General features: G+C 39.8%; 18 protein-coding genes. 10 read left to right on the top strand and 8 right to left on the bottom strand.

Features of this window, described 5'->3' with window-relative positions; translation table 11 throughout:
- The first annotated feature begins 138 nt into the window (after nucleotides 1-138).
- The gene (locus NE363_RS03140) at nucleotides 139-1,344 is read left to right on the top strand and encodes an RtcB family protein (RefSeq protein WP_445535806.1); all 1,206 of its coding nucleotides are present in this window, start codon (nucleotides 139-141) and stop codon (nucleotides 1,342-1,344) included.
- An 18-nt stretch (nucleotides 1,345-1,362) separates the two neighbouring features.
- Nucleotides 1,363-1,506 carry a hypothetical protein gene (locus NE363_RS03135; protein ID WP_166739898.1) on the top strand — a complete coding sequence of 48 codons (144 nt, stop codon included), beginning with the start codon at nucleotides 1,363-1,365 and terminating at the stop codon, nucleotides 1,504-1,506.
- Nucleotides 1,507-1,634: 128 nt separating this feature from the next.
- Here NE363_RS03135 and omp38 read toward each other — a convergent pair whose 3' ends face one another.
- Nucleotides 1,635-2,687 carry an outer membrane protein Omp38 gene (omp38, locus tag NE363_RS03130; RefSeq protein ID WP_019457530.1) on the bottom strand — a complete coding sequence of 351 codons (1,053 nt, stop codon included), beginning with the start codon at nucleotides 2,685-2,687 and terminating at the stop codon, nucleotides 1,635-1,637.
- 379 nt (nucleotides 2,688-3,066) lie between these two features.
- On the opposite strand from omp38, the gene NE363_RS03125 reads away from it, so the two are divergent.
- From NE363_RS03125 to NE363_RS03115, 3 genes are all read left to right on the top strand, one after another.
- Nucleotides 3,067-3,582, top strand: coding sequence for a GspH/FimT family pseudopilin (locus tag NE363_RS03125; protein WP_445535805.1), 516 nt, complete (start codon nucleotides 3,067-3,069; stop codon nucleotides 3,580-3,582).
- A gap of 108 nt (nucleotides 3,583-3,690) precedes the next feature.
- Nucleotides 3,691-4,866: a thiolase family protein gene (locus tag NE363_RS03120; protein WP_445535804.1), complete on the top strand. Its 1,176-nt coding sequence runs from the start codon at nucleotides 3,691-3,693 to the stop codon at nucleotides 4,864-4,866.
- Between the two features lie 130 nt (nucleotides 4,867-4,996).
- Entirely contained in the window at nucleotides 4,997-5,440 is a 444-nt protein-coding gene (locus NE363_RS03115; protein WP_019457527.1) for a VOC family protein, read from the top strand.
- Between the two features lie 52 nt (nucleotides 5,441-5,492).
- On the opposite strand, the gene NE363_RS03110 is transcribed toward NE363_RS03115, so the two are convergent.
- From NE363_RS03110 to NE363_RS03090, 5 genes are all read right to left on the bottom strand, one after another.
- Nucleotides 5,493-5,978 carry a DUF934 domain-containing protein gene (locus NE363_RS03110; RefSeq protein WP_049064615.1) on the bottom strand — a complete coding sequence of 162 codons (486 nt, stop codon included), beginning with the start codon at nucleotides 5,976-5,978 and terminating at the stop codon, nucleotides 5,493-5,495.
- Nucleotides 5,971-7,614: a nitrite/sulfite reductase gene (locus NE363_RS03105; RefSeq protein WP_004789205.1), complete on the bottom strand. Its 1,644-nt coding sequence runs from the start codon at nucleotides 7,612-7,614 to the stop codon at nucleotides 5,971-5,973. Before NE363_RS03105 ends, NE363_RS03110 begins: the two co-directional genes overlap by 8 nt.
- A gap of 166 nt (nucleotides 7,615-7,780) precedes the next feature.
- A complete protein-coding gene (locus tag NE363_RS03100; protein WP_445535803.1) occupies nucleotides 7,781-10,186 on the bottom strand; it encodes a glucose/quinate/shikimate family membrane-bound PQQ-dependent dehydrogenase in 2,406 nt (801 codons plus the stop codon).
- A 174-nt stretch (nucleotides 10,187-10,360) separates the two neighbouring features.
- Nucleotides 10,361-11,593, bottom strand: a complete 1,233-nt coding sequence (locus NE363_RS03095) for a carbohydrate porin (protein ID WP_445536353.1) — start codon at nucleotides 11,591-11,593, stop codon at nucleotides 10,361-10,363.
- 155 nt (nucleotides 11,594-11,748) lie between these two features.
- The gene (locus NE363_RS03090) at nucleotides 11,749-12,867 is read right to left on the bottom strand and encodes a CaiB/BaiF CoA transferase family protein (RefSeq protein ID WP_445535802.1); all 1,119 of its coding nucleotides are present in this window, start codon (nucleotides 12,865-12,867) and stop codon (nucleotides 11,749-11,751) included.
- 210 nt (nucleotides 12,868-13,077) lie between these two features.
- On the opposite strand from NE363_RS03090, the gene NE363_RS03085 reads away from it, so the two are divergent.
- The 5 genes from NE363_RS03085 to NE363_RS03065 all read left to right on the top strand — a co-directional run bounded on the left by NE363_RS03085 (nucleotide 13,078) and on the right by NE363_RS03065 (nucleotide 18,922).
- Nucleotides 13,078-14,088: an AraC family transcriptional regulator gene (locus NE363_RS03085; RefSeq protein ID WP_002051267.1), complete on the top strand. Its 1,011-nt coding sequence runs from the start codon at nucleotides 13,078-13,080 to the stop codon at nucleotides 14,086-14,088.
- A gap of 170 nt (nucleotides 14,089-14,258) precedes the next feature.
- Nucleotides 14,259-15,464 (top strand): acetyl-CoA C-acetyltransferase, encoded by a 1,206-nt coding sequence (locus NE363_RS03080; protein ID WP_445535801.1) that lies wholly within the window; start codon nucleotides 14,259-14,261, stop codon nucleotides 15,462-15,464.
- An 18-nt stretch (nucleotides 15,465-15,482) separates the two neighbouring features.
- A complete protein-coding gene (locus NE363_RS03075; protein ID WP_445535800.1) occupies nucleotides 15,483-17,618 on the top strand; it encodes a 3-hydroxyacyl-CoA dehydrogenase NAD-binding domain-containing protein in 2,136 nt (711 codons plus the stop codon).
- Nucleotides 17,619-17,791: 173 nt separating this feature from the next.
- Nucleotides 17,792-18,046, top strand: coding sequence for a hypothetical protein (locus NE363_RS03070; protein WP_019457519.1), 255 nt, complete (start codon nucleotides 17,792-17,794; stop codon nucleotides 18,044-18,046).
- Nucleotides 18,047-18,061: 15 nt separating this feature from the next.
- On the top strand, nucleotides 18,062-18,922 hold the full coding sequence (locus NE363_RS03065) for a patatin-like phospholipase family protein (RefSeq protein WP_445535799.1): 861 nt from the start codon (nucleotides 18,062-18,064) through the stop codon (nucleotides 18,920-18,922).
- Nucleotides 18,923-18,951: 29 nt separating this feature from the next.
- Here the strand turns inward: NE363_RS03065 and NE363_RS03060 are convergent, their stop codons facing one another.
- Nucleotides 18,952-19,371: a GNAT family N-acetyltransferase gene (locus NE363_RS03060; RefSeq protein WP_445535798.1), complete on the bottom strand. Its 420-nt coding sequence runs from the start codon at nucleotides 19,369-19,371 to the stop codon at nucleotides 18,952-18,954.
- Between the two features lie 12 nt (nucleotides 19,372-19,383).
- Nucleotides 19,384-20,595, bottom strand: coding sequence for a class I SAM-dependent methyltransferase (locus tag NE363_RS03055; protein WP_086496523.1), 1,212 nt, complete (start codon nucleotides 20,593-20,595; stop codon nucleotides 19,384-19,386).
- Between the last annotated feature and the right edge of the window lie 78 nt (nucleotides 20,596-20,673).

Genomic DNA, 20,673 nt, shown 5'->3' with positions numbered 1-20,673 from the left:
CACAGTAACGATTTGGCACGATGTCAGCTCACGGACAAGTGTACAAATTTAATTCACTTGTCCGAATGCTCGAATTTAAGACCTAGCATTCGCTAGGTTTTTTTATGCCTATTCGGACAGAAAAATAAGAGAAAAATTATGGGCATACAAAAAATATTAAACGAAGAGGCACTCTATGGTGTCCCTGTTAAAATTTTCACTCAAGATATAGACAGTGAAAGTATCGAACAACTCAAGAAAATGGCACAGCTGCAATTTATATATTCACATATTGCTGTTATGCCAGATGTTCACGTAGGAAAAGGTGCGACTGTAGGAAGTGTCATCCCGACTAAACATGCCATTATTCCAGCAGCAGTCGGTGTAGATATTGGCTGTGGAATGAATGCAATTCGTTTGAGTCTAAAGGCTTCACAGCTACCTGATAACTTGAGTCGTTTACGTGATGCAATTGAACGTAAAGTACCAGTTGGATTTGCTTTACATAAGCAGGTCAAAGCTAAAGCATCGAGTATTATTCCGCTCGAAAAGCGGTTGCAACCGATTGTAAAAAAACATCCAGGTCTAGTCCGCATGCTTCGGCAGTTTGATGCAACTTGGCAAAAACAATTAGGCACATTAGGAGGTGGTAATCACTTTATAGAGTTATGTATTGATGAAAATCAAGATGTATGGGTAATGCTACATTCAGGTAGTCGAGGACTGGGGAACGTCATTGGTACTTATTTTATTGAGCTCGCCAAGAAAGAAGCACAACATCGCTTTGGACATGTACCCGATAAAGACTTAAGTTATTTTGCTGAAGGTTCAAACAGTTTTAATGATTATGTAGAAGCTGTGGAGTGGGCCCAAGAATATGCTTTTGAAAATCGTAAAGAAATGATGCGATTAGTCTTAGAAGCAATCCGACCTATCCTCCCCTCATTTCAAATGACAAAAGAAGCAATTAATTGTCATCATAATTATGTAAGTCGAGAAACCCATTTTGGTGAAAATCTTTTAGTTACCAGGAAAGGGGCGATTAGAGCAGGTTTAGATGAGTTAGGAATTATTCCTGGCTCTATGGGAGCACGCTCTTATATTGTTAGAGGAAAAGCTAATCCTGAGTCTTTTTGTTCATGTTCTCACGGCGCTGGGCGTAAAATGAGCCGTAGCAAGGCAAAAATTCTTTTTAATCAACAAGACTTAATTGAGCAAACCAAAGGTATTGAGTGCCGTAAAGATAGTGGCATTGTCGATGAGATCCCAAGTGCTTACAAGGATATTGATGAAGTCATGGCGAACCAATCAGATCTTATTGAAGTGGTTCATACACTTAAACAAGTTTTATGTATTAAAGGTTAAAACATGAAAATTAAAGAAATGCCAAAAATTAAGGTCCGTAACCACGTAGCTCTGTCCCCTTTACTTCAAAAAGGTGGCATGCATGAGACAGAAAAACCTCGTGCACAGCATCGTCGAGATAGACAAGATACTAAACAGCAATTAAAAAAAGGTGTTTGGTAAAAACTTATTTATAAACAATTAACTGAATAGATATTCTTTAGGAGATATAAAAATGAAAAAATATTTGAAAAATCGTAATAAAAAAAGCGACTCTAACGAGTCGCTTTTTTACTGTTCAGAAACTCAAATTATTGAGCTTGTTGACCAGGTTGAACTACTACAGTACGGCTACCAGTGATTGTCGCGAATACACGACGGTTCATAGCACGACCTTCTTTAGTTTTGTTGTCAGCAATCGGTTGATCCCAAGCGAAACCTTGAGTAGACAAACGAGAAGCATCAACATTGTATTCGTTTACAAGAGCTGATTTAACAGAGTTAGCACGAGCTAAAGATAAACGTTCGTTCAACTTACGTGGACCAGTGTTATCTGTGTGACCTTCGATACGTGCAGTAGCGTTAGGGTATTCAGTTAACTTCTCAGCAACTTTAGCGATTTCTGGTTTGTATTGGTCTTTGATGTTTGACTTGTTAGTATCAAAGAACACACGAAGTTCCATGTTAAGGTCTTCAGTTAACTCTTGTGGTTGTGGAGCAACTGGAGTTGGTTCAACTGGAGCAACTTCTACTACAGGAGCAGCAGGCTTCAAGTGACCACCAAGAACTACGTTTAAACCAGCAAGAGCTGTATAGTTCCAGAATTCTTCATCAAAGTTATAAGTACCACGAGCTTCTGTACGAAGAGATAAAGCATCATTGATGCGATAGAACGCACCGATACCAGCATTACCTAAAGTACCTTCTTCAGAATTACCACGTGTACCACGATTTACACCATCAAAGTCGTATTTGTAGTGACCAGCACCCAATAATACATACGGCTTAAATTTGCTGTCGTAGTTTTTAGTGATTAAATCAGAAGTAGCATAGAAGTTACCGTTGATTTGTTTTTGTTTGTATTCAGCACCAGCAGAAGCGCCGTTTACATCACCTTTAACTTGGTTATATTCAGCTTCGAAACCTAACCATGGTGTTAATTCAACGCCAAGAGCTGCACCAACGAATAAATCGTCTTGTAACTCAGGACCGTTAGTTAGGTTACCATCTTTACCGCCATTATTGTGTTGGCTGTCTTGGAAAGTGTAACCAAGCAATAATGGAGTAACTGTTACGCCAGCATTAGCAGCAGCTAATGGAGCAGCAACAAGCATAGTAGCAAGTGCAATACGACTCAATTTCATGGATATCCTCCAGAGATAACAATTGTTGTTCAAGCTCAGCCTAAATTTATTGGCCCCTGAGATATTTTTACCCCAGTATTATTTTTAAGCTATTCACATTTGAATCATACAAACACTTGATAAACTTTCCAAGTGCTTGATAATTTTAATCAAGTAAATTATTGACAAAATTACTTACAATTTCCGTTGTAATTCGGTAATTTTTTACTCAACTAGCAAATATGAACAACTTCTTTGTTTCGCTTGCGGTGATTTTACCAGTATTCTAGTCAACTGATAACCCTTATTTAATTTTGTGTTTCCTTATTATAAAAAATAATATAAATCATTGTCAGAAAACATAAAATTGCTCTATTTATACATATATTAAGGTTTCTTAATGTTTAAATCTCCTGGTTTTACTATAGTTGAGCTCTCTATAACCCTCGTAATTATTGTAATTATGTCAGTTATAGCCATTCCTTTATACCATCAATTTATGGCATCTGCAGAATTAAAAAATACTCCGCGTGTACTCACAATTCATATACAAAAAGCTAAATATGACGCGATTGTTAGGCATACAAACATTGTTCTGTGTCCCAGTTCCGATCAATTCATTTGTAATACGAACTGGAATAGTCAACTCATTAGCTTTGTAGACAATAATCGTAATCTACAACATGACTTAAATGAAGAGTTATTAACCTCCATAGATCTTAATCATCATTATGGTTCTATGAAATTACAACGTTTTGGAAAAAAACAAAATAGTATTGTTTTTCAGGGCAATTCCGGACTTCCAATCGAGTCTAATGGCAGTTTTATTTATTGTTCTTATGATCAACTTAAAAATTTTAAATTAATTCTCAGCAAAATGGGGCACGTACGCTTAGAAGAATCTCAAAATTGTTAGAACTCTACAGTCTAATGCAGAACCCAATACTATCCCCATTTTGCAATATACTGCTTAAGTTTTAATGTTTTCTTAATTTGAGATAAAGAACAATCGGAGATTACAACAATGACTGACATCGTAATTGTTAATGGTGCTCGTACTGCTATGGGTGGTTTTCAAGGATCACTGTCTGGTCTAACTGCTCCCGAACTAGGTGCAGTAACAATTAAAGAAGCAATCGCACGAGCAGGTTTGCAGCCTACTGATGTTGAAGAAGTCATTATGGGATGTGTTCTTCCTGCTGGTTTAAAACAAGGCCCTGCTCGTCAAGCGATGCGTAAAGCTGGTTTACCAGACTCTACAGGTGCAGTGACGATTAATAAACTTTGTGGTTCAGGCATGAAAGCTGTGATGCAAGCAGCCGATATGATCAAAGCAGGAAGTGCTGAAATTGTGGTTGCAGGTGGCATGGAGTCGATGACAAATGCCCCTTATATTTTACCAAAAGCACGAGCTGGCTACCGTATGGGTCATGGCGAAATTAAGGATCACATGTTTCTTGATGGACTTGAAGATGCTGAAACTGGTCGTTTAATGGGTTCTTTTGCTCAAGATATGGCAAATACTCGTGGATATACACGTGAGCAAATGGATGACTTTGCAATTCGCTCTTTAAAACGTGCTCAAACTGCAATTACCGAAGGCTATTTCAAAGATGAAATCGTTCCTGTTACCGTACCTAGCCGTAAAGGTGATGTCGTTGTTGATCAAGATGAACAACCTTTAAATGCAAAGATCGACAAAATTCCTTCGCTTAAACCAGCTTTTGCAAAAGACGGTACAATTACCGCAGCAAACGCAAGCTCTATTTCGGATGGTGCATCTGCATTAGTATTAACTTCAAGTGAGGTTGCTACTCAACATGGTTTACAGCCACTGGCAAAAATTATTGCAACAGCTTCAAACTCTCAGCATCCTTCAGAATTTACAATTGCTCCTGTTGGTGCCATTGAAAAAGTTCTTAAAAAAGCAGGATGGAATGCTCAAGATGTCGATCTTTGGGAAATTAATGAAGCCTTTGCCATGGTTACAATGTGTCCAATTGATGATTTCAAACTTGATGCAGAGAAAGTGAATATCAATGGCGGTGCTTGTGCACTAGGTCACCCAGTAGGCTCAACAGGTTCACGTATTATTCTTACCCTGATTCATGCACTTAAACGTACTGGTGGTAAAAAAGGTATTGCTGCACTTTGTATTGGCGGTGGAGAAGCAACAGCCGTTGCGATTAAACTCATTTAATCTAAATTCATTATTTTAAGATCCCACTTCAGTGGGATTTTTTTATGAAAAAACTACAAAAAATGACCCACAAAATCACTTTTAAGTTTTAACTTATTCTTTTAAACGAAAACAACAATGGACAATAACAATGCAACTCAATCACTATCTCAACTTTCAGGGTCAGGCGGAACAAGCGTTTAACTTTTATAAATCAGTCTTTGGTGGAGAGTTTGCCATGCTGAGTCGCTATGGTGATATGCCCGCTCCCGAAGGTGTAACCTTATCAGAAGCCAATAAAAACCTGATTTTACATGTGTCTTTACCCATTAACGAATTCACGGTGCTTATGGCATCAGATACCAATGATCAGTTCTGTGCACCTAACAGTGTTTTTACCCAAGGCACTAATCACTACATCGCAATTAATCTTGAAAAGGACGAGCAAGAGAAAGCAAAGCAGCTTTTTGATAAGCTATCTGTAAATGGCCAAATTGAAATGCCTCTAGAAAAAACGTTCTGGGGTGCATTGTATGGAGCCTTTACCGATCAATTTGGCATAAAATGGATGGTTAATTGCCAATTAGACACTTAATTTCCAACATAAAAAATCCCGCAAATTGCGGGATTTTTTATGTCAGCATATCTTAAGCACCAGTTTGGTAGCTCGCTTTTGGCACAGCAGTTGAAGCTTGATACGGATTGGTAAAATCTTGCAAACCTGCCGCAGCTTCTTGTACGTCTTTGCCTTCTTTTACGACAAAACTATCAAAACCAGAACGTTTTAAGTAGTTTAGTACATCCTTAAACACATCACCTGTTGCACGAAGTTCACCTTGGAAACCTTGGCGACGCAATAATGCAGCGAATGAATAACCTCGACCATCGCCGAAACCTGCAAACTCAATAAAGATTGCATCAAGTTCATTTAATGGAAATGTATGATCTTCAGGTGAATCATTTACAGTCACATATAAAGCTTTTTTGCCTTGAACGTTAGCTAACTGGTCTAGTTGAGCTGTTGTTACAACAACATCACCTTGAGGAACGACACCATCTTCAGCAATGATTTGATAAGTATTGTCTGCAATCGTGCCATCTTTATAAAGCACTGGTAGAGCTGTATTAAGCATATGCACGCTCCTTAAATGGTTGAATTCCTACACGGCGATATGTATCAACAAAACGCTCACCTTCCGTACGCAAATCAAGATAAGTATTTAATACTTCCTCAATTACGTCTGGCACAGCATCTGCTGCAAATGATGGCCCTAAGATGTCACCGATTGAGGCATCATGGTCCGAATTACCACCTAATGTAATTTGGTAGAACTCAGCACCTTTTTTATCTACACCTAAAATACCGATGTTACCAACGTGGTGGTGACCACAAGCATTCATACAACCAGAAATATTTAGATCTAAATGACCAAGATCATAAACTTTGTCTAAGTCATCGAAACGACGTGTAATTGCTTCAGCAATTGGAATTGATTTCGCATTTGCAAGTGAACAGAAATCACCGCCCGGACAACTAATAATGTCGGTAATGAAACCAATATGTGCACGTGCCATATTTTGTTGTTCAAGTGCTTGCCATACATCAAACAAGTCTTTTTGAGGTACATCTGCCAAAGCAATGTTTTGTTCGTGAGTCGTGCGAAGTTCACCGAAAGTATATTTATCAGCAAGATCTGCAATAAAGTTCATTTCTTCGGTGGTCATATCGCCCGGTGCAATACCTGCACGTTTTAGAGAAATCGTAACAATACGATAGCCTTTCACTTTATGTGCATGCGTGTTGATATTGAACCATTGTTTGAATTTTGGATGCTCAGCAAATAAAGCTGTAAAGTCTTCATCTGCCAAATCTTGATAATCAAACGGAGTGAACTCTTCATCCAGTTTTTTCAAGATTTCTGGCTGAATTTTCAATGCTTCGCGTGTATGTTCGAATTCAGCTTCAACTTTCTGTGCAAACACTTCAGGCGTTAATGCTTTAACCAAGATTTTGATACGCGCCTTATATTTGTTATCACGACGGCCATGCAAGTTATAAACACGTAGAACTGCTTCTAAGTAAGCAATTAAATCTTCACGTGGTAAAAACTCGCGAATAACGCTACCAATAATTGGGGTACGGCCTAAACCACCACCAGCCATAATTTTATAGCCAATTTCACCCGCTTCATTACGCACGATGTAAACACCAATATCGTGGAATGCCGTTGCTGCACGATCTTTTTCTTCAAGTGCAGAAACAGCAATTTTGAACTTACGTGGCAAGAATGCAAATTCTGGGTGGAATGTACTCCACTGACGAATCAATTCACATGTTGGACGTGGGTCTGCAATTTCACCAGCAACTACACCTGCATATTGGTCAGTTGTTGTGTTACGAATACAGTTACCACTGGTTTGAATGGCATGCATTTGTACAGTTGCAAGTTCAGCCAAAATATCTGGCACATCTTCAAGTGCAGGCCAGTTTAACTGAATGTTTTGACGTGTAGATACATGTGCATAACCACGGTCATAAGCAGTTGAAACTTCAGCAACTTTACGTAATTGTTTAGAATTCATTAAGCCATACGGCACAGCAATACGCAGCATAGGCGCATAACGTTGCACATATAAACCATTTTGCAAACGTAATGGACGATATTCATCTTCAGAAAGTTTGCCAGCTAAATAGCGTTCAGTCTGATCACGGAACTGAGCAACTCGTTCATTAACCAGCTGCTGGTCGAAATCGGTATATAAATACATGGCGTATGGCTAGTAGATTCATTATTAAGGCGGATAGCATAGCGAGCTTTTATTCATCAATAAAATGCTTTTTTTGCATATTTAATAACGGTTTTATTGATAAGCTTTAATATAAATCAATATAAAAAAAGCCCAGATCAATCTGGGCTTTTTTTATAGCAAAGGTTTATTTGTTATCTGGCAATGCATAAGCTACTAAATAGTCGCCCATTTTTGTACCAAATGAACCATGACCACCAGCCATGATTACAACATATTGCTTACCATTGATTTCATAAGTCATTGGTGTTGCTTGTCCACCGGCTGGTAAACGCGCTTCCCAAAGTTTCTTACCATTCGTAACGTTAAAGGCACGGATGTAGTTATCTTGAGTTGCACCAACAAACATGACATTACCTGCGGTAGAGATTGAACCACCTAAACCAGGAACACCAATTTTCACAGCTGGTAATTGGAACAGTTTTGGCAAGCTATCACGGATAGTACCAATACGTTTTTTCCATACAACCTGATGCGTTTTCAAATCTACGCCAGCAACATAACCCCAAGCTGGTTGTTTACAAGGTAAACCAAGCGGAGATAAGAATGCGCTGATTTCGACACCATAAGGTACGCCATACATCGGTTGTACACCCTGCTCAGTTCCTGCACCTTTTGCAGTTTCTGCACGGTTTGGATCAGCAGGAATTAAACGGCTTACGAATGGCAGACCAATCGGGTTCATTACAGCAACTTGACGGTCAGGGTTAACCGACATGCCGCCCCATTCAAACACACCTAAGTTACCAGGGAAAACTAAAGTACCGTTTTCAGATGGTGGCGTATAAATACCATCGTAATTTAGACGTTTGAAAGATACACGACACATGAGCTGATCAAGCATTGTGGCACCCCACATGTCTTTATCAGTCAATTTGTCTTGTGGCGCCAAGTTCAAGTCAGAGAATGGCTGAGTTTTTGAATAATGCTCGCCTTTGGTTTGTGGACCGCGCTTAACTGTTTGTGGAACTGGTTTTTCAGTTACAGGAACAATTGGCTGACCATTACGGCGGTCAAGAACAAAGGCATTACCTGTTTTAGTCAATACATAGATTGCTGGAACAGTTTTACCTGTTTTGTCTTTAATATCTGCCAAAGATGGTTGAGATGGTACGTCCATATCCCACAAATCGTGATGGGTTGTCTGGAAGTTCCATATCAATTTACCAGTTGAAGCATTAATCGCTAACATTGAGTTCGCATAACGTTCTTTCAACTCAGTACGGTCACCACCCCAGATATCTGGAGTACCTACACCTGTTGGAACATAAACAATATCAAGTTTGGCATCATATGCTAAAGGTGCCCAAGCATTTGGCGAGTTATGAACAAAGGTCGTACCTTCGCCTGGCATTGCATTTGGATCTGCTGCACCCGTGTCGAATGCCCAAAGAAGCTTACCAGTGTTAACATCGTAGCCACGAATTACACCAGATGGCTCTTTACTTGAATAATTGTCTGTTACAGAACCTGCAATTACGACAGTTGAACCTGTCACAACACCAGGAGATGTTGGGTTATATCCACCTGGATAAGCATATGGCATGAATTTTTGTAAATTCACTTCACCATTTTCACCAAAGTCAGTACATGCTTTACCAGTGTCAGCATTCACAGCAACTAAACGTCCATCGTTGACTGGTACAAATACCTTACGTGGACATTGTGTAGAGCTAGATTTCTTGCTTTGAAGACTCGTTGCAAACTCAGTTGTATTGTTTGCATCGTAGTACATTACACCACGGCAAGTTAAATGCTGGAACGATTTATCCGTTTTAAGCTTCGGATCAAAACGCCATTTTTCTTTACCAGTCGCTGGATCAATCGCAATTAACTGTTGATGAGCTGTACAGATAAACATGTTATTGCCAATTTTAATTGGCGTAACCTGATTGGTTGTTTCACCCGAATCATTATCTGTCTTGAAATCACCAGTACGTAGTGTCCAAGCCACTTTCAAATCTTTGACGTTTTGGTCATTAATCTGTTTAAGTGGAGAATAACGTTCACCTGCTTGAGTACGACCATAAGCTGGCCAATCACTCTCTGCTACACCTGGAACGGCTTGAGCAGTTTCTGGTTGTGGTGTTTTAATCTCACCATTAATTTCTTGCGGATCGTTAAAGATAGAATAAACCATCAATACGATTGCAATCGCTAAAGTTGAAGATAAGGCAACTTTACTTGATCCAAGGTTGTTGATTCCACGAGTCACAGCCGGAATCAATAACCATAAACCAAGAATACCTAGAATATCTAAACGTGGTGCAAGCGCCCAAAAGTCTGTTCCAACTTCCCAGACACTCCAGATAATGGTACCTAGCATTAATGCGGCATAAACCCACAAAGCAGTTGAAGCGCGCTTGTAGAGTTGCCATGTAACAATGAGAAGCAAGACTCCAGCTACAATGTAGTAAATTGAACCGCCTAGTGTAGCGAGCCAAATACCTCCAATTAGCAGGAATAACGCCAATAACCCAATAATGATTACGGTAAAAGTCGTTAAACCTGATCTTGAAGAAGGTTGATTCATAAACCACCTCTTATCAATCATCATTTTTATCGGAAAGATGTGCCAAAAACCTTATAGAGAAATGGCATCACCAATACATCTAAAACAAAATTCAGGCATAAAGAAAAAAACGGAAGGTCTGGATACTTCAATTAATGATTTAGCCATCGACAATCCGTTTTTCGGAATAGTTACTTAGAATACGGTTGAGAATTTAATACCGCCTACCCAAGTGTTATCACCATTTTTTAATGCACCAACATGACGAACATATTGCACATTTGGACGAATAGTTAGCCAGTTAGTGGCATGAATACCGTAATAAAGCTCGGTATTGTATTCAGTGTCATATTCTTTGGCTTGAATATCGCTCCAGTCATCATTGATATGAATACGAGCAACACCAAGTGCTAATTCATCTTGAGGACGTTGATTGAGCAAACCTTTGTAGACCAAGCCTACATTTTGCATGTTGTCGACTTTATTGGTATCTGAGTCATGGAAAGTCAGATTCACAAAACCTGTTAAACCACGATCAGTTTGGTCAGCTGGTTGGAATAGTTTTTGTTTTGCAGTTACCCAAACACCTTGTTTATGTGATGTTTTGGTTGGATTGGTAATTTCTTTGGCATCAGCAGTGCTGTAGTAATAACCTAACCGGTATTCACCAGCCATGCTTTGTGCACCTAATTTAGGTGACCAAACTACTTCTGCCGGAATAATTGCACCGTGAGAACCGTCTGTGCTCAGGTTAAAGCCTTTGCCTCGTTCCAAGTTCTCTGGGTTATATTCATATACACCGACTTGCGTATATAGATCAGGTTGTACGTTATATTTAACACGCATTGCCCATTGGCTCACTGGCCAGTTATACCATTGGTCGCCAACCCAGTTACCCACTTGTGAACCACAAAGTGCCAAGTTCTGGAAATCACAGTCAAAACTATTAAAGTCTTCACCTTCACCAAAACGACCAACTTTCACATCTAACTTTTGATCAAGGAATTTTTTCTTAATCCATAAATCAGTTAAACGCCAAGTTTGCTCACGACCCCACACTTCTTGTGCAGAACTAATGTGTCCAGCTAAAGCTGGAGAATGTTCAGAAAGCGATTGCCCATCACGATAAGTTAACGTGATTTGAGCTTCTGTATCTTGCCACCCTAAAATTTTACCTAGGTCCAAATGCGAACCTAAAGCGAGTTGCCCTGTATAAGCACTACCATGCGAAGATGTATTCTTTGAATCTAAAATACCGGCATATTCACCGGTATATCCGAAAGAAAAATCATAACCTTGTGCTTGCAACGCTGTGCGTTGCCCGTTCCAATCACCCAACATCCAAGAACCATTTGGGTCAAATGCAGCAGCAGCTTGTGCATGCTGAACAAAAAGAGTAATTGATAAAACGGATAAACAGGAAACCATCAAAGATTTATGCGTTTTCATGTTTACGTACCTTTTATGTCTTTGTTTATAAAGGTTACGCTAATTTTATGTAAAGAAATTATTCAAAATGTTAATCAATTGATTAATCAGATAATAATCTTAATACACACTGTATAAGAAATAGCCCTAAGACATTACCATTGTCCTTCGCCAAGCTTTTGACCTACAAAGGAATATCGCATTTGTGAACGTGAAAACTTAATTGGGCATGCGATCTGTGGTTCTGTATCTGTCGTATTATTTTGCAAAGGAACATCCACAATCCATCCACGTTGTTGTGCTAATGGCGAGTTTAAAGCCTCACTCAAACTCAATACTGGCTCTACACAAACATCCAGATTTGCAAAAATTTCATGCCATTCTTTAAATGTTTTGCTTTTAATTTTTTCTTGAATGGCTTGCTTCACTTCTTTTCGATCTTGGATATCTAATGACGCGCCTTTTTGTAACAGCACGGGTAAATCTAATGCAGCAGACAAACCAGCCATAAATTGTGGCTCAAGACTACCTATAGAAAGATAACGACCATCTTGAGTCATATAATAGTCATAGAAAATGCCACCGTTGAGCATACCCTGCTCTGGCGCCTGCTCAACTTGACCTGCAAGTGCGGCTGATGCTGCCATGCTATTTAGACTCGCCACACAGTCGGTCATCGAAATATCAATGTATTGTCCCATACCACTACGACTGCGTTCGACAACCGCAGCCAAAATAGCAATAACTGCATGTAATGATCCGCCTGCAATATCGGCGACCTGAATGCCAAGCGGTGGCGGGCCGCTATCTTGTCGACCGCTATAACCTGCAATACCCGCTAAAGCTAAATAATTAATGTCGTGCCCAGCTCGATCTTTATAGTTTCCAGTTTGTCCATAACCTGTAATTGAGCAATAAATTAAACGCGGGTTAATTTCTGCAAGTGTTGCATAGTCTAGCCCTAAACGGCGCATAACATCTGGCCGAAACTGTTCTATGACAATATCAAACTCGGAAATCTTGGCTTTTATCAGATCTATACTTGCAGCATCTTTTAAATCGAGAACAATCGACTGTTTATTTCGATTTAAATAACTATGTGCAGTCGCTTGTCCATTGGCATAGGGCGGCATAATCCGAATAAGATCTGGACGTGATGGAGATTCGATATGGATAACTTCTGCGCCCATATCGGCTAAGTACATTGTGGCAAAAGGTCCAGGTAAGAGCGTCGAGAAATCGAGAACTTTAAGTCCGTTTAATGCTGTCTTCATCGTATTTTTAACCACTATTATTCGAATTTTCTTTTATATTAGTTAAGCAAATATTCTAAAACAATGTCATGTTCAGCCATTTACCTTGATCATTTCGGCAATTTAACATGTAAAAAGTGCTTTTACACTGTTGTAAATCGCCAATTTATTTTTTTAGACGGTCATTTAGGTCAATTTAAAGTGAACATCAAAGAGACTGAAGGATTCAATATGAGTCGCGATACGATTAGCATCCACTTCGTGAATGCGGCTTTGACAGGCGTAAAACGCCTTGGCATGGATGTCGAGACGTTACTTTCACATGTGGGTATCGAAGCGGAACTATTACGTCAACCTAAAGCTCGAATCTCACCAGAACAATATACCCGTTTTATAAAAATGCTATGGATGGTCACCCAAGACGAACACGTCGGTTTTGATGTACAACCGCGTCGTTTGGGCACTTTTGCCATTATGTGTCAGTTGATTATTCATGCAAAAACTTTGGGACAAGCTCTCGAACTTTCATCTCAATTTTACAAGTTATTTGGTGATGAATGGTCGGTAACACTTGAACGTGACAAACACGAAGCGCGTTTGGTTCCTCTCATTCCAAAAACATTAGATCCAGATCATTTCATTACTGAAAGTATGCTCATGATTTGGCATGGTTTAGCATCATGGCTTATTGAACGTCGCTTACCATTAGAACGTGTTCATTTTAGCTATCCGCGCCCTGCACATGCAGATGAATATGATGCTTTATTCTTTGCACCAGTTATGCAGTTTGATGCACCACGTACTGAAATAACCTTTGCAGCTGATTATCTTGATTTACCAATCCGCCAAGATGAAAAAACGCTAGAAGAGTTCTTGAAAGCAGCCCCTGCTCAGCTTTTAGTAAAATTCAAGAACACCAACTCGCTGACTTCTCGTATTCGTGACGTACTCAAGAGTCAAATTGGTGAAGAAATGCCAACGCTTAACGACGTTGCATCAATGCTGTATTTATCTCCGCAAACTTTACGCCGCCGCTTAGCTGCTGAAGGTAAAAGCTATCAAGGCGTAAAAGATGCTCTACGTCGAGATGCTGCGATTCACTTGTTACTCAACCCTGAGTTAACACTTGAAGATGTTGCTCAACAAGTAGGCTTTAGTGAAACGAGTACCTTCCACCGTGCATTTAAAAAGTGGACTGGTGTAACTCCTGGTTTATATCGTCAGCTACACGGTTACCACTAATACTTAAATCTCTTTAGTTTCACATTTAGCCCAAGTTCAACTTGGGCTTTTTTGTATCTCTATTGGCAAAAATCATCACCTGACTGGTGCGCTTATCGTCATTGCACTCGCTATTAAAACCAGTACACTCAAAACACAAATAAATTTTAAGCAATAAAAAAGGAACTGTTATGAGCGAGGCTTATATTATTGATGCCATTCGCACACCACGCGGAAAAGGAAAAAAAGACGGCTCTCTTTACGAAGTAAAACCAATTACCTTACTCACCACTTTATTAAATGAATTACAGCAACGCCATCAACTCGATACGTCTAAAGTCGACGATATTGTTCTAGGTTGCGTAACGCCAATTGGTGATCAAGGTGGTGATATTGCTAAAACAGCAGCCATTGCAGCGGGTTGGAATGATGATGTTGCTGGGGTGCAAATTAATCGTTTTTGTGCTTCAGGTTTAGAAGCTGTCAACATGGCAGCAATGAAAGTTCGCTCAGGCTGGGAAGATTTAGTGGTTGCTGGTGGTGTTGAATCAATGTCGCGTATTCCAATGGGTTCTGATGGCGGACCATGGGCGTTAGATCCAGAAACCAACCTTAAATCATCTTTTGTTCCACAAGGTATCGGAGCTGATCTTATCGCAACCTTAGACGGCTATAGCCGTGAAGATGTTGATAGTTTTGCGGTAAAGTCGCAACAAAAAGCAGCGGCAGCTCAAGCAAATGGTTATTTCGATCAATCAGTTGTGCCAGTCAAAGATCACGCAGGTGTGGTGATTTTAGAAAAAGATGAATTTATTAAAGGCAATACCACACTCGAAGGCCTTGCAAAACTCAACCCAAGTTTTGAAATGATGGGACAAATGGGTTTTGATGCAGTTGCTTTACAAAAATATCCAGAAGCACAAAAAGTAAATCATGTTCATCACGCAGGTAACTCATCAGGCATTGTCGATGGAGCAGCTCTCGTTTTACTGGCTTCAGAAAAAGCAGTCAAAGAACAAAATTTAAAACCACGCGCTAAAGTTTTGGCGACTGCTCTCGTTGGTACCGACCCAACCATCATGCTAACTGGTCCTGCACCTGCTGCACGTAAAGCCTTGGAAAAAGCTGGACTAACAATTGATGATATTGACTTATTTGAAGTCAACGAAGCATTTGCAGCTGTCGTGATGCGTTTTATTAATGAGCTCAATGTCCCTGCTGAGAAAGTCAATGTAAATGGCGGTGCAATTGCTTTAGGACATCCTTTAGGCGCAACCGGTGCCATGATTTTAGGCATCCTACTTGATGAGCTTGAACGACAAGATAAAAAGCGCGGTTTAGCGACGCTCTGTGTCGGCGGTGGTATGGGTATTGCCACCATTATTGAACGCGTATAAAAATTAGGGATATAAAAGATGAGTGCAATTCAATACGAAAAAAATGCCGACAATATTGTCATTTTAACGCTTGATTCAACTGGACAATCTGCAAATACCATGAATGCTGAGTTTCGTGACTCGCTCGATGAAGCGACTCAGAAACTTAAAGCAGAAACAAAACTTTCAGGGGTTATTTTCCGTTCAGCTAAAAAAACGTTCTTTGCAGGCGGTGATTTAGATGAGCTAATTCAAGTTCAGCCTGAACATGCAACTGAGTTTTTCAATATGGTTGAAAAGCTAAAAGGTCATTTACGTACAATTGAAACGCTTGGTGTTCCAGTTGTTGCAGCATTGAATGGAACGGCACTGGGCGGTGGATGGGAAATTGCATTAAGTTGCCATCACCGTATTGCAATCAATGACTCGAAAAGCAAATTTGGCCTGCCAGAAGTTACTTTAGGTTTACTACCAGGCGGCGGCGGTATTGTCCGTATGGTACGCCTATTAGGACTTCAAAATGCGTTCCCATTTTTAATGGAAGGCAAACAGTTCGGTGTTGATAAAGCCAAGTCTTTAGGTTTAATTCATGACACAGCTGAAAATGAACAAGAGCTTTTAGATAAAGCAATTGCTTGGATAAAGGCAAATCCGAAATCTCAACAGCCCTTTGATGTGAAGGGTTATAAAATTCCGGGTGGCGATCCAAAAACTCCGACAGTTGCACAAGTTCTTGCAATTGCACCAGCCATGTTAAAAGACAAAACCAAAGGCTGCTACCCTGCTCCTGAAGCAATTATGGCTGCCGCAGTTGAAGGTGCTCAAGTCGATGTTGATACTGCACTGCGTATTGAGTCTCGCTACTTTACTCAACTTACAACAGGCCAAATTTCTAAAAATATGATTGGCACTTTCTGGCATGGCCTAAATGCAATTAAGTCTGGTGCAAGCCGCCCTGCCGACGTTGCAAAATGGCAAGCCACTAAAGTGGGTGTGTTAGGTGCGGGCATGATGGGTGCGGGCATTGCCTATTCAACAGCAATTAAAGGCATTCCTGTTGTACTTAAAGATGTATCTGTTGAAAATGCTGAGAAAGGCAAAGCTTACTCACAAAAACTCTTAGATAAACGTGTTTCACAAGGCCGTATGACCGCAGAAAAACGCGATCAGGTTTTATCGCTCATTACGGCTACAGCGTCAGCTCAAGACCTTCAAGGCTGTGATTTAATTATTGAAGCTGTATTTGAAAATCAAGAACTCAAAGCGAAAGTCACTCAAGAAGCCGAACAATACCTAGCGCCTAATGGCGTAATGGCATCAAACACCTCAACCCTGCCAATCACAGGTTTAGCTCAAGCAAGTAAAGATGATAAAGCGTTTATTGGTCTGCATTTCTTTAGCCCTGTCGACAAAATGCAGTTGGTTGAGATTATTAAAGGTAAAAACACCTCGGCAGAGACACTTGCGAAAGCCTACGACTTTGTACAGCAAATTGGAAAAACACCAATTGTTGTCAATGATAGCCGTGGCTTCTTTACCAGTCGTGTGTTTGGTACTTTCATTCAAGAAGGTATGCGCTTGCTTGCCGAAGGTGTCCACCCAGCACGTATTGAAATGGCAGCACTGAAAGCAGGCATGCCTGTGGGACCACTAGCGATTCAAGATGAAGTGTCTTTAACTTTAACCGAGCATGTTGCTAGCGAAGCACGTAAAGCTTTACAAGCCGAAGGCAAAGAGCTACCGAAAACACCAGTAGATGAAGTGATTCATACCATGATTCATGAGTTAAACCGTAAAGGTAAAGCTGCTGGCGCAGGTTTCTATGACTATCCTGAAAATGGTAAAAAACACCTATGGGAAGGCTTAAACCGCTGGCAGAAAGATCACGATATTTCCGAGCAAGATATGATTGATCGTATTTTGTTTGTACAAGCCTTAGATACCTTACGTTGTTACGAAGAAGGTGTATTGGAATCGGTTATTGATGCCAATGTCGGTTCTATTTTTGGAATTGGTTATGCCCCTTGGACTGGTGGAGCGATTCAATTCCTCAATCAATATGGTATTGAGAAAGCAGAAAAACGCGCCGAAGAGTTAGCTACCAAATATGGTGAGAGATTCACACCACCAGCATTACTAAAAACCAAAGCTGAGCAGAAGCAAAATATTCAATAACTTAGACGTAATGAATATTTAAAAACTGCATAAACCTTACCCATATAAATATATTTTATTTATATGGGTTTTTCTTTATGTTCTTTATGCCCTTTAAGATTTCTGCCTACAGCCTAAATATGCTATAAATAGACTTCATTTTTGTGCTTCTACAGCACATTCGAGAAATCCTTATGTCCGATAAAAATTCTTCCGAATCAGCAGTTTTAGGCTGGAAATTTGTTCTGATCGTTGGTGTTTTAAGTGCGATTTTCCTTGGCTTTTTCTATTTAGCAATGAGTAATGAACCTGACTATATGCCAGGTGCTCAGCGCAAAGCTCAACAGCACGAAATGCAACAAAAAGCTGAAAAATCGACAGATCAACAAAGTCAGCATGACAACATGCCTGGAATGGACATGCAAGAACATCAGCATTCACATCAGTAATCAGATATTTTTCAAATGACAGATTTTTCCCGCAATGCACTAGTTGTAGAAGGTGGAGGCATGCGTGGTGCCTTTACCAGTGGTGTACTTGATGCTTTTCTACAACAACAGTTCAATCCTTTTGACTTATATGTTGGTGTATCTTCCGGTTCGACCAATGTGGCTAACTACTTAGCAGGTCAGCAAGGCCGAACTTTAACATTTTATGTTGACCATTCACTGCGTCCTGAATTTATCGATTATAAGCGCTTCTTTAAAGGTGGCGATTTACTTGATTTAAAATGGATGTGGGAAATTGGTGAAAAAGAACATCCTCTTGATCAACAGAGCCTTTTTGCCAAAAATCCAGATTTTTATATGGTGTTGACGCATGCTAAAACAGGTCATGCTGAGTATCTTCGTGCTGGTAAAGATAATCTGTTAAATGCACTGCGTGCTTCTAGCTCAATTCCGGTTTTAACGCGTCATCCCGTCGATATTATGGGTGAACCATACTTTGATGGCGGCGTTGCAGATGCCTTACCCGTTCGCTGGACAGCACAGCAAAGTGGCGTTAAAAAGCTGTTAGTTTTACGCACTCGCCCTAAAAATTACTTTAAGGGCAGTAGCCGAGGCGACCAATTCCTCGCAAAATATGCGTTTAAACATTACTATGGTTTTGCAAGCAGTTTACGGAACCGTTGTGCCCGTTATAACGCTTCGGTAGATTTTGTTCGTGGTCAAAACCCAGACCAGCAAATTTTAGAAGTGTGTCCACCGCCTCTTAAAAATATGGCAGGCCGCTTAACCACAAATCCGAAAAAGCTTCGTTATAGTTATGAAGTTGGTTTAGAGACTGGTTTACAAGCTATCGAAAACTGGAATGCGATGAAGTAATTCAACGTTGAGATTTCTAAAAAGGAATCTCAACTTAACGCTAAAGTCATATCAATATGTGGAATACCACAATCTTGGTAAACCTCACCTTGCATCTGAAAACCTAAAGCTTCGTAAAAAGCTGTCACATAAGTTTGCGCAGAAAGCTTTAAATAAGGCAGTTTCTGATTACGCGCATAGTCAATAATATGCTGCATTAAAATTTTACCAATACCCTGCTTTCGATAAGGCATTAAAACAGCAACACGCCCTACACTATGCTGCGGTAACAAACGTGCTGTAGCGATAGGCTGCTCTTTGTCATACGCCATAAAGTGCACAGCAGTGGCGTCAAAATCATCCCATTCATCTTCAGGCGCAATGCCTTGCTCTTGAATGAAGACTTGCTCACGGATGTATTTTGCATCTTTCTCAAGCTGCTCCCAATCATCCGCTATAACTTTATACATTCACTCATCTTCCTAGCATTTGCAGCCAATATTTTCGATCGGCAATTGATCTTGTAATAACAGTTCCAAGGTATGTTTTTTAATCCCGTACATTTCTTTCAATGCTTGGATTTGAGCCATAATCTTCGCATCAGGTTGTGAAACATTCTTGCGTTTTGTTGCCAAAATCATTTTGTTTTTGCTGGTATGCTCAAGTGATACAAACTCAAAAACTTTAGTTTCATAACCATACGCTTTTAAAAGTAACGCACGTAATGTATCAGTTAACATCTCAGCTTGTTGCCCAGCATGAATACCAAACTGTAGCATCGGTTGTAGAACTTCAGGACTATGTAGTTGTGGACGCAACTCTTTGTGACAGCACGGTGCGCACATAATCATTGAAGCGTTCAAACGAATTCCGGTATGAATGGCAAAATCAGTCGCAATATCACACGCATGCAAAGCAATCATAACGTCTAGCTTTTCTGGCTGATAACTACGTACATCACCTTCAAAAAAGTCCAAATGATTAAAATGCACTTTGTCTGCCACATTCTGGCAGAACTCCACCAAGTTACGACGCAGCTCTACACCCGTAATTAAAGGAATCTTTTGTTGTTCCTGTAAATAATCATACAAAGCAAAAGTTAAATAACCTTTCCCTGAACCAAAATCGACGATGCGTAATTCTTTTTGCTCTGCATCAATTTGTTCATACGCGCTCGCAAAAATTTCGATAAATTTATTAATTTGCTTCCATTTACGAGCCATACTTGGAATGATTTGAGCTTTCTCATCAGTAATACCAAGCTCTTTTAAAAATGCACTACTCTGCTGTACATAACGCTGTTTCTCACGATCATGCGCTTGTACAGTTGGAGCCGTATTCGTACTTTGTTTTTTCCCAATGTTAAGCATGGCTTTTTTCTTATTTTTTTTAAGCTGAATTTCTTGCAGAGTTGAAAATAAATTTGCTTGTTTGCATTGAACAATCAACGTTGCGATCTGTTCTAGACCCTCTTCAAAGGTATAGTTTTTGGTCACATCTTGAGTAGTATAATGATATAAAGCTGAAAGCTGCTTTTTCCCATTTAACTCTACAATGCGGAAAGTGATTTTTTCTAGCTGTGCCAACTCTCCTTTATATTGGCTCAAAATCAAACGCTCAAAACTCTGCTCATCAAGCATTTGTTTGATTTCATGAAAGAATTGCTGTTCTTGCTCAAAGGAGAAAACCGACACAGATATACCTAAAGAATGGTGACTCATATAAACTGAAAGTTTAAAGGGTATAGGATTAAAAATAAAATAACTTTACGA

The organism is Acinetobacter sp. G18 (assembly GCF_052660225.1).
The sequence above is the reverse complement of the archived record's forward strand: the minus strand, read 5'-3'. Positions and strand labels throughout refer to the sequence as shown.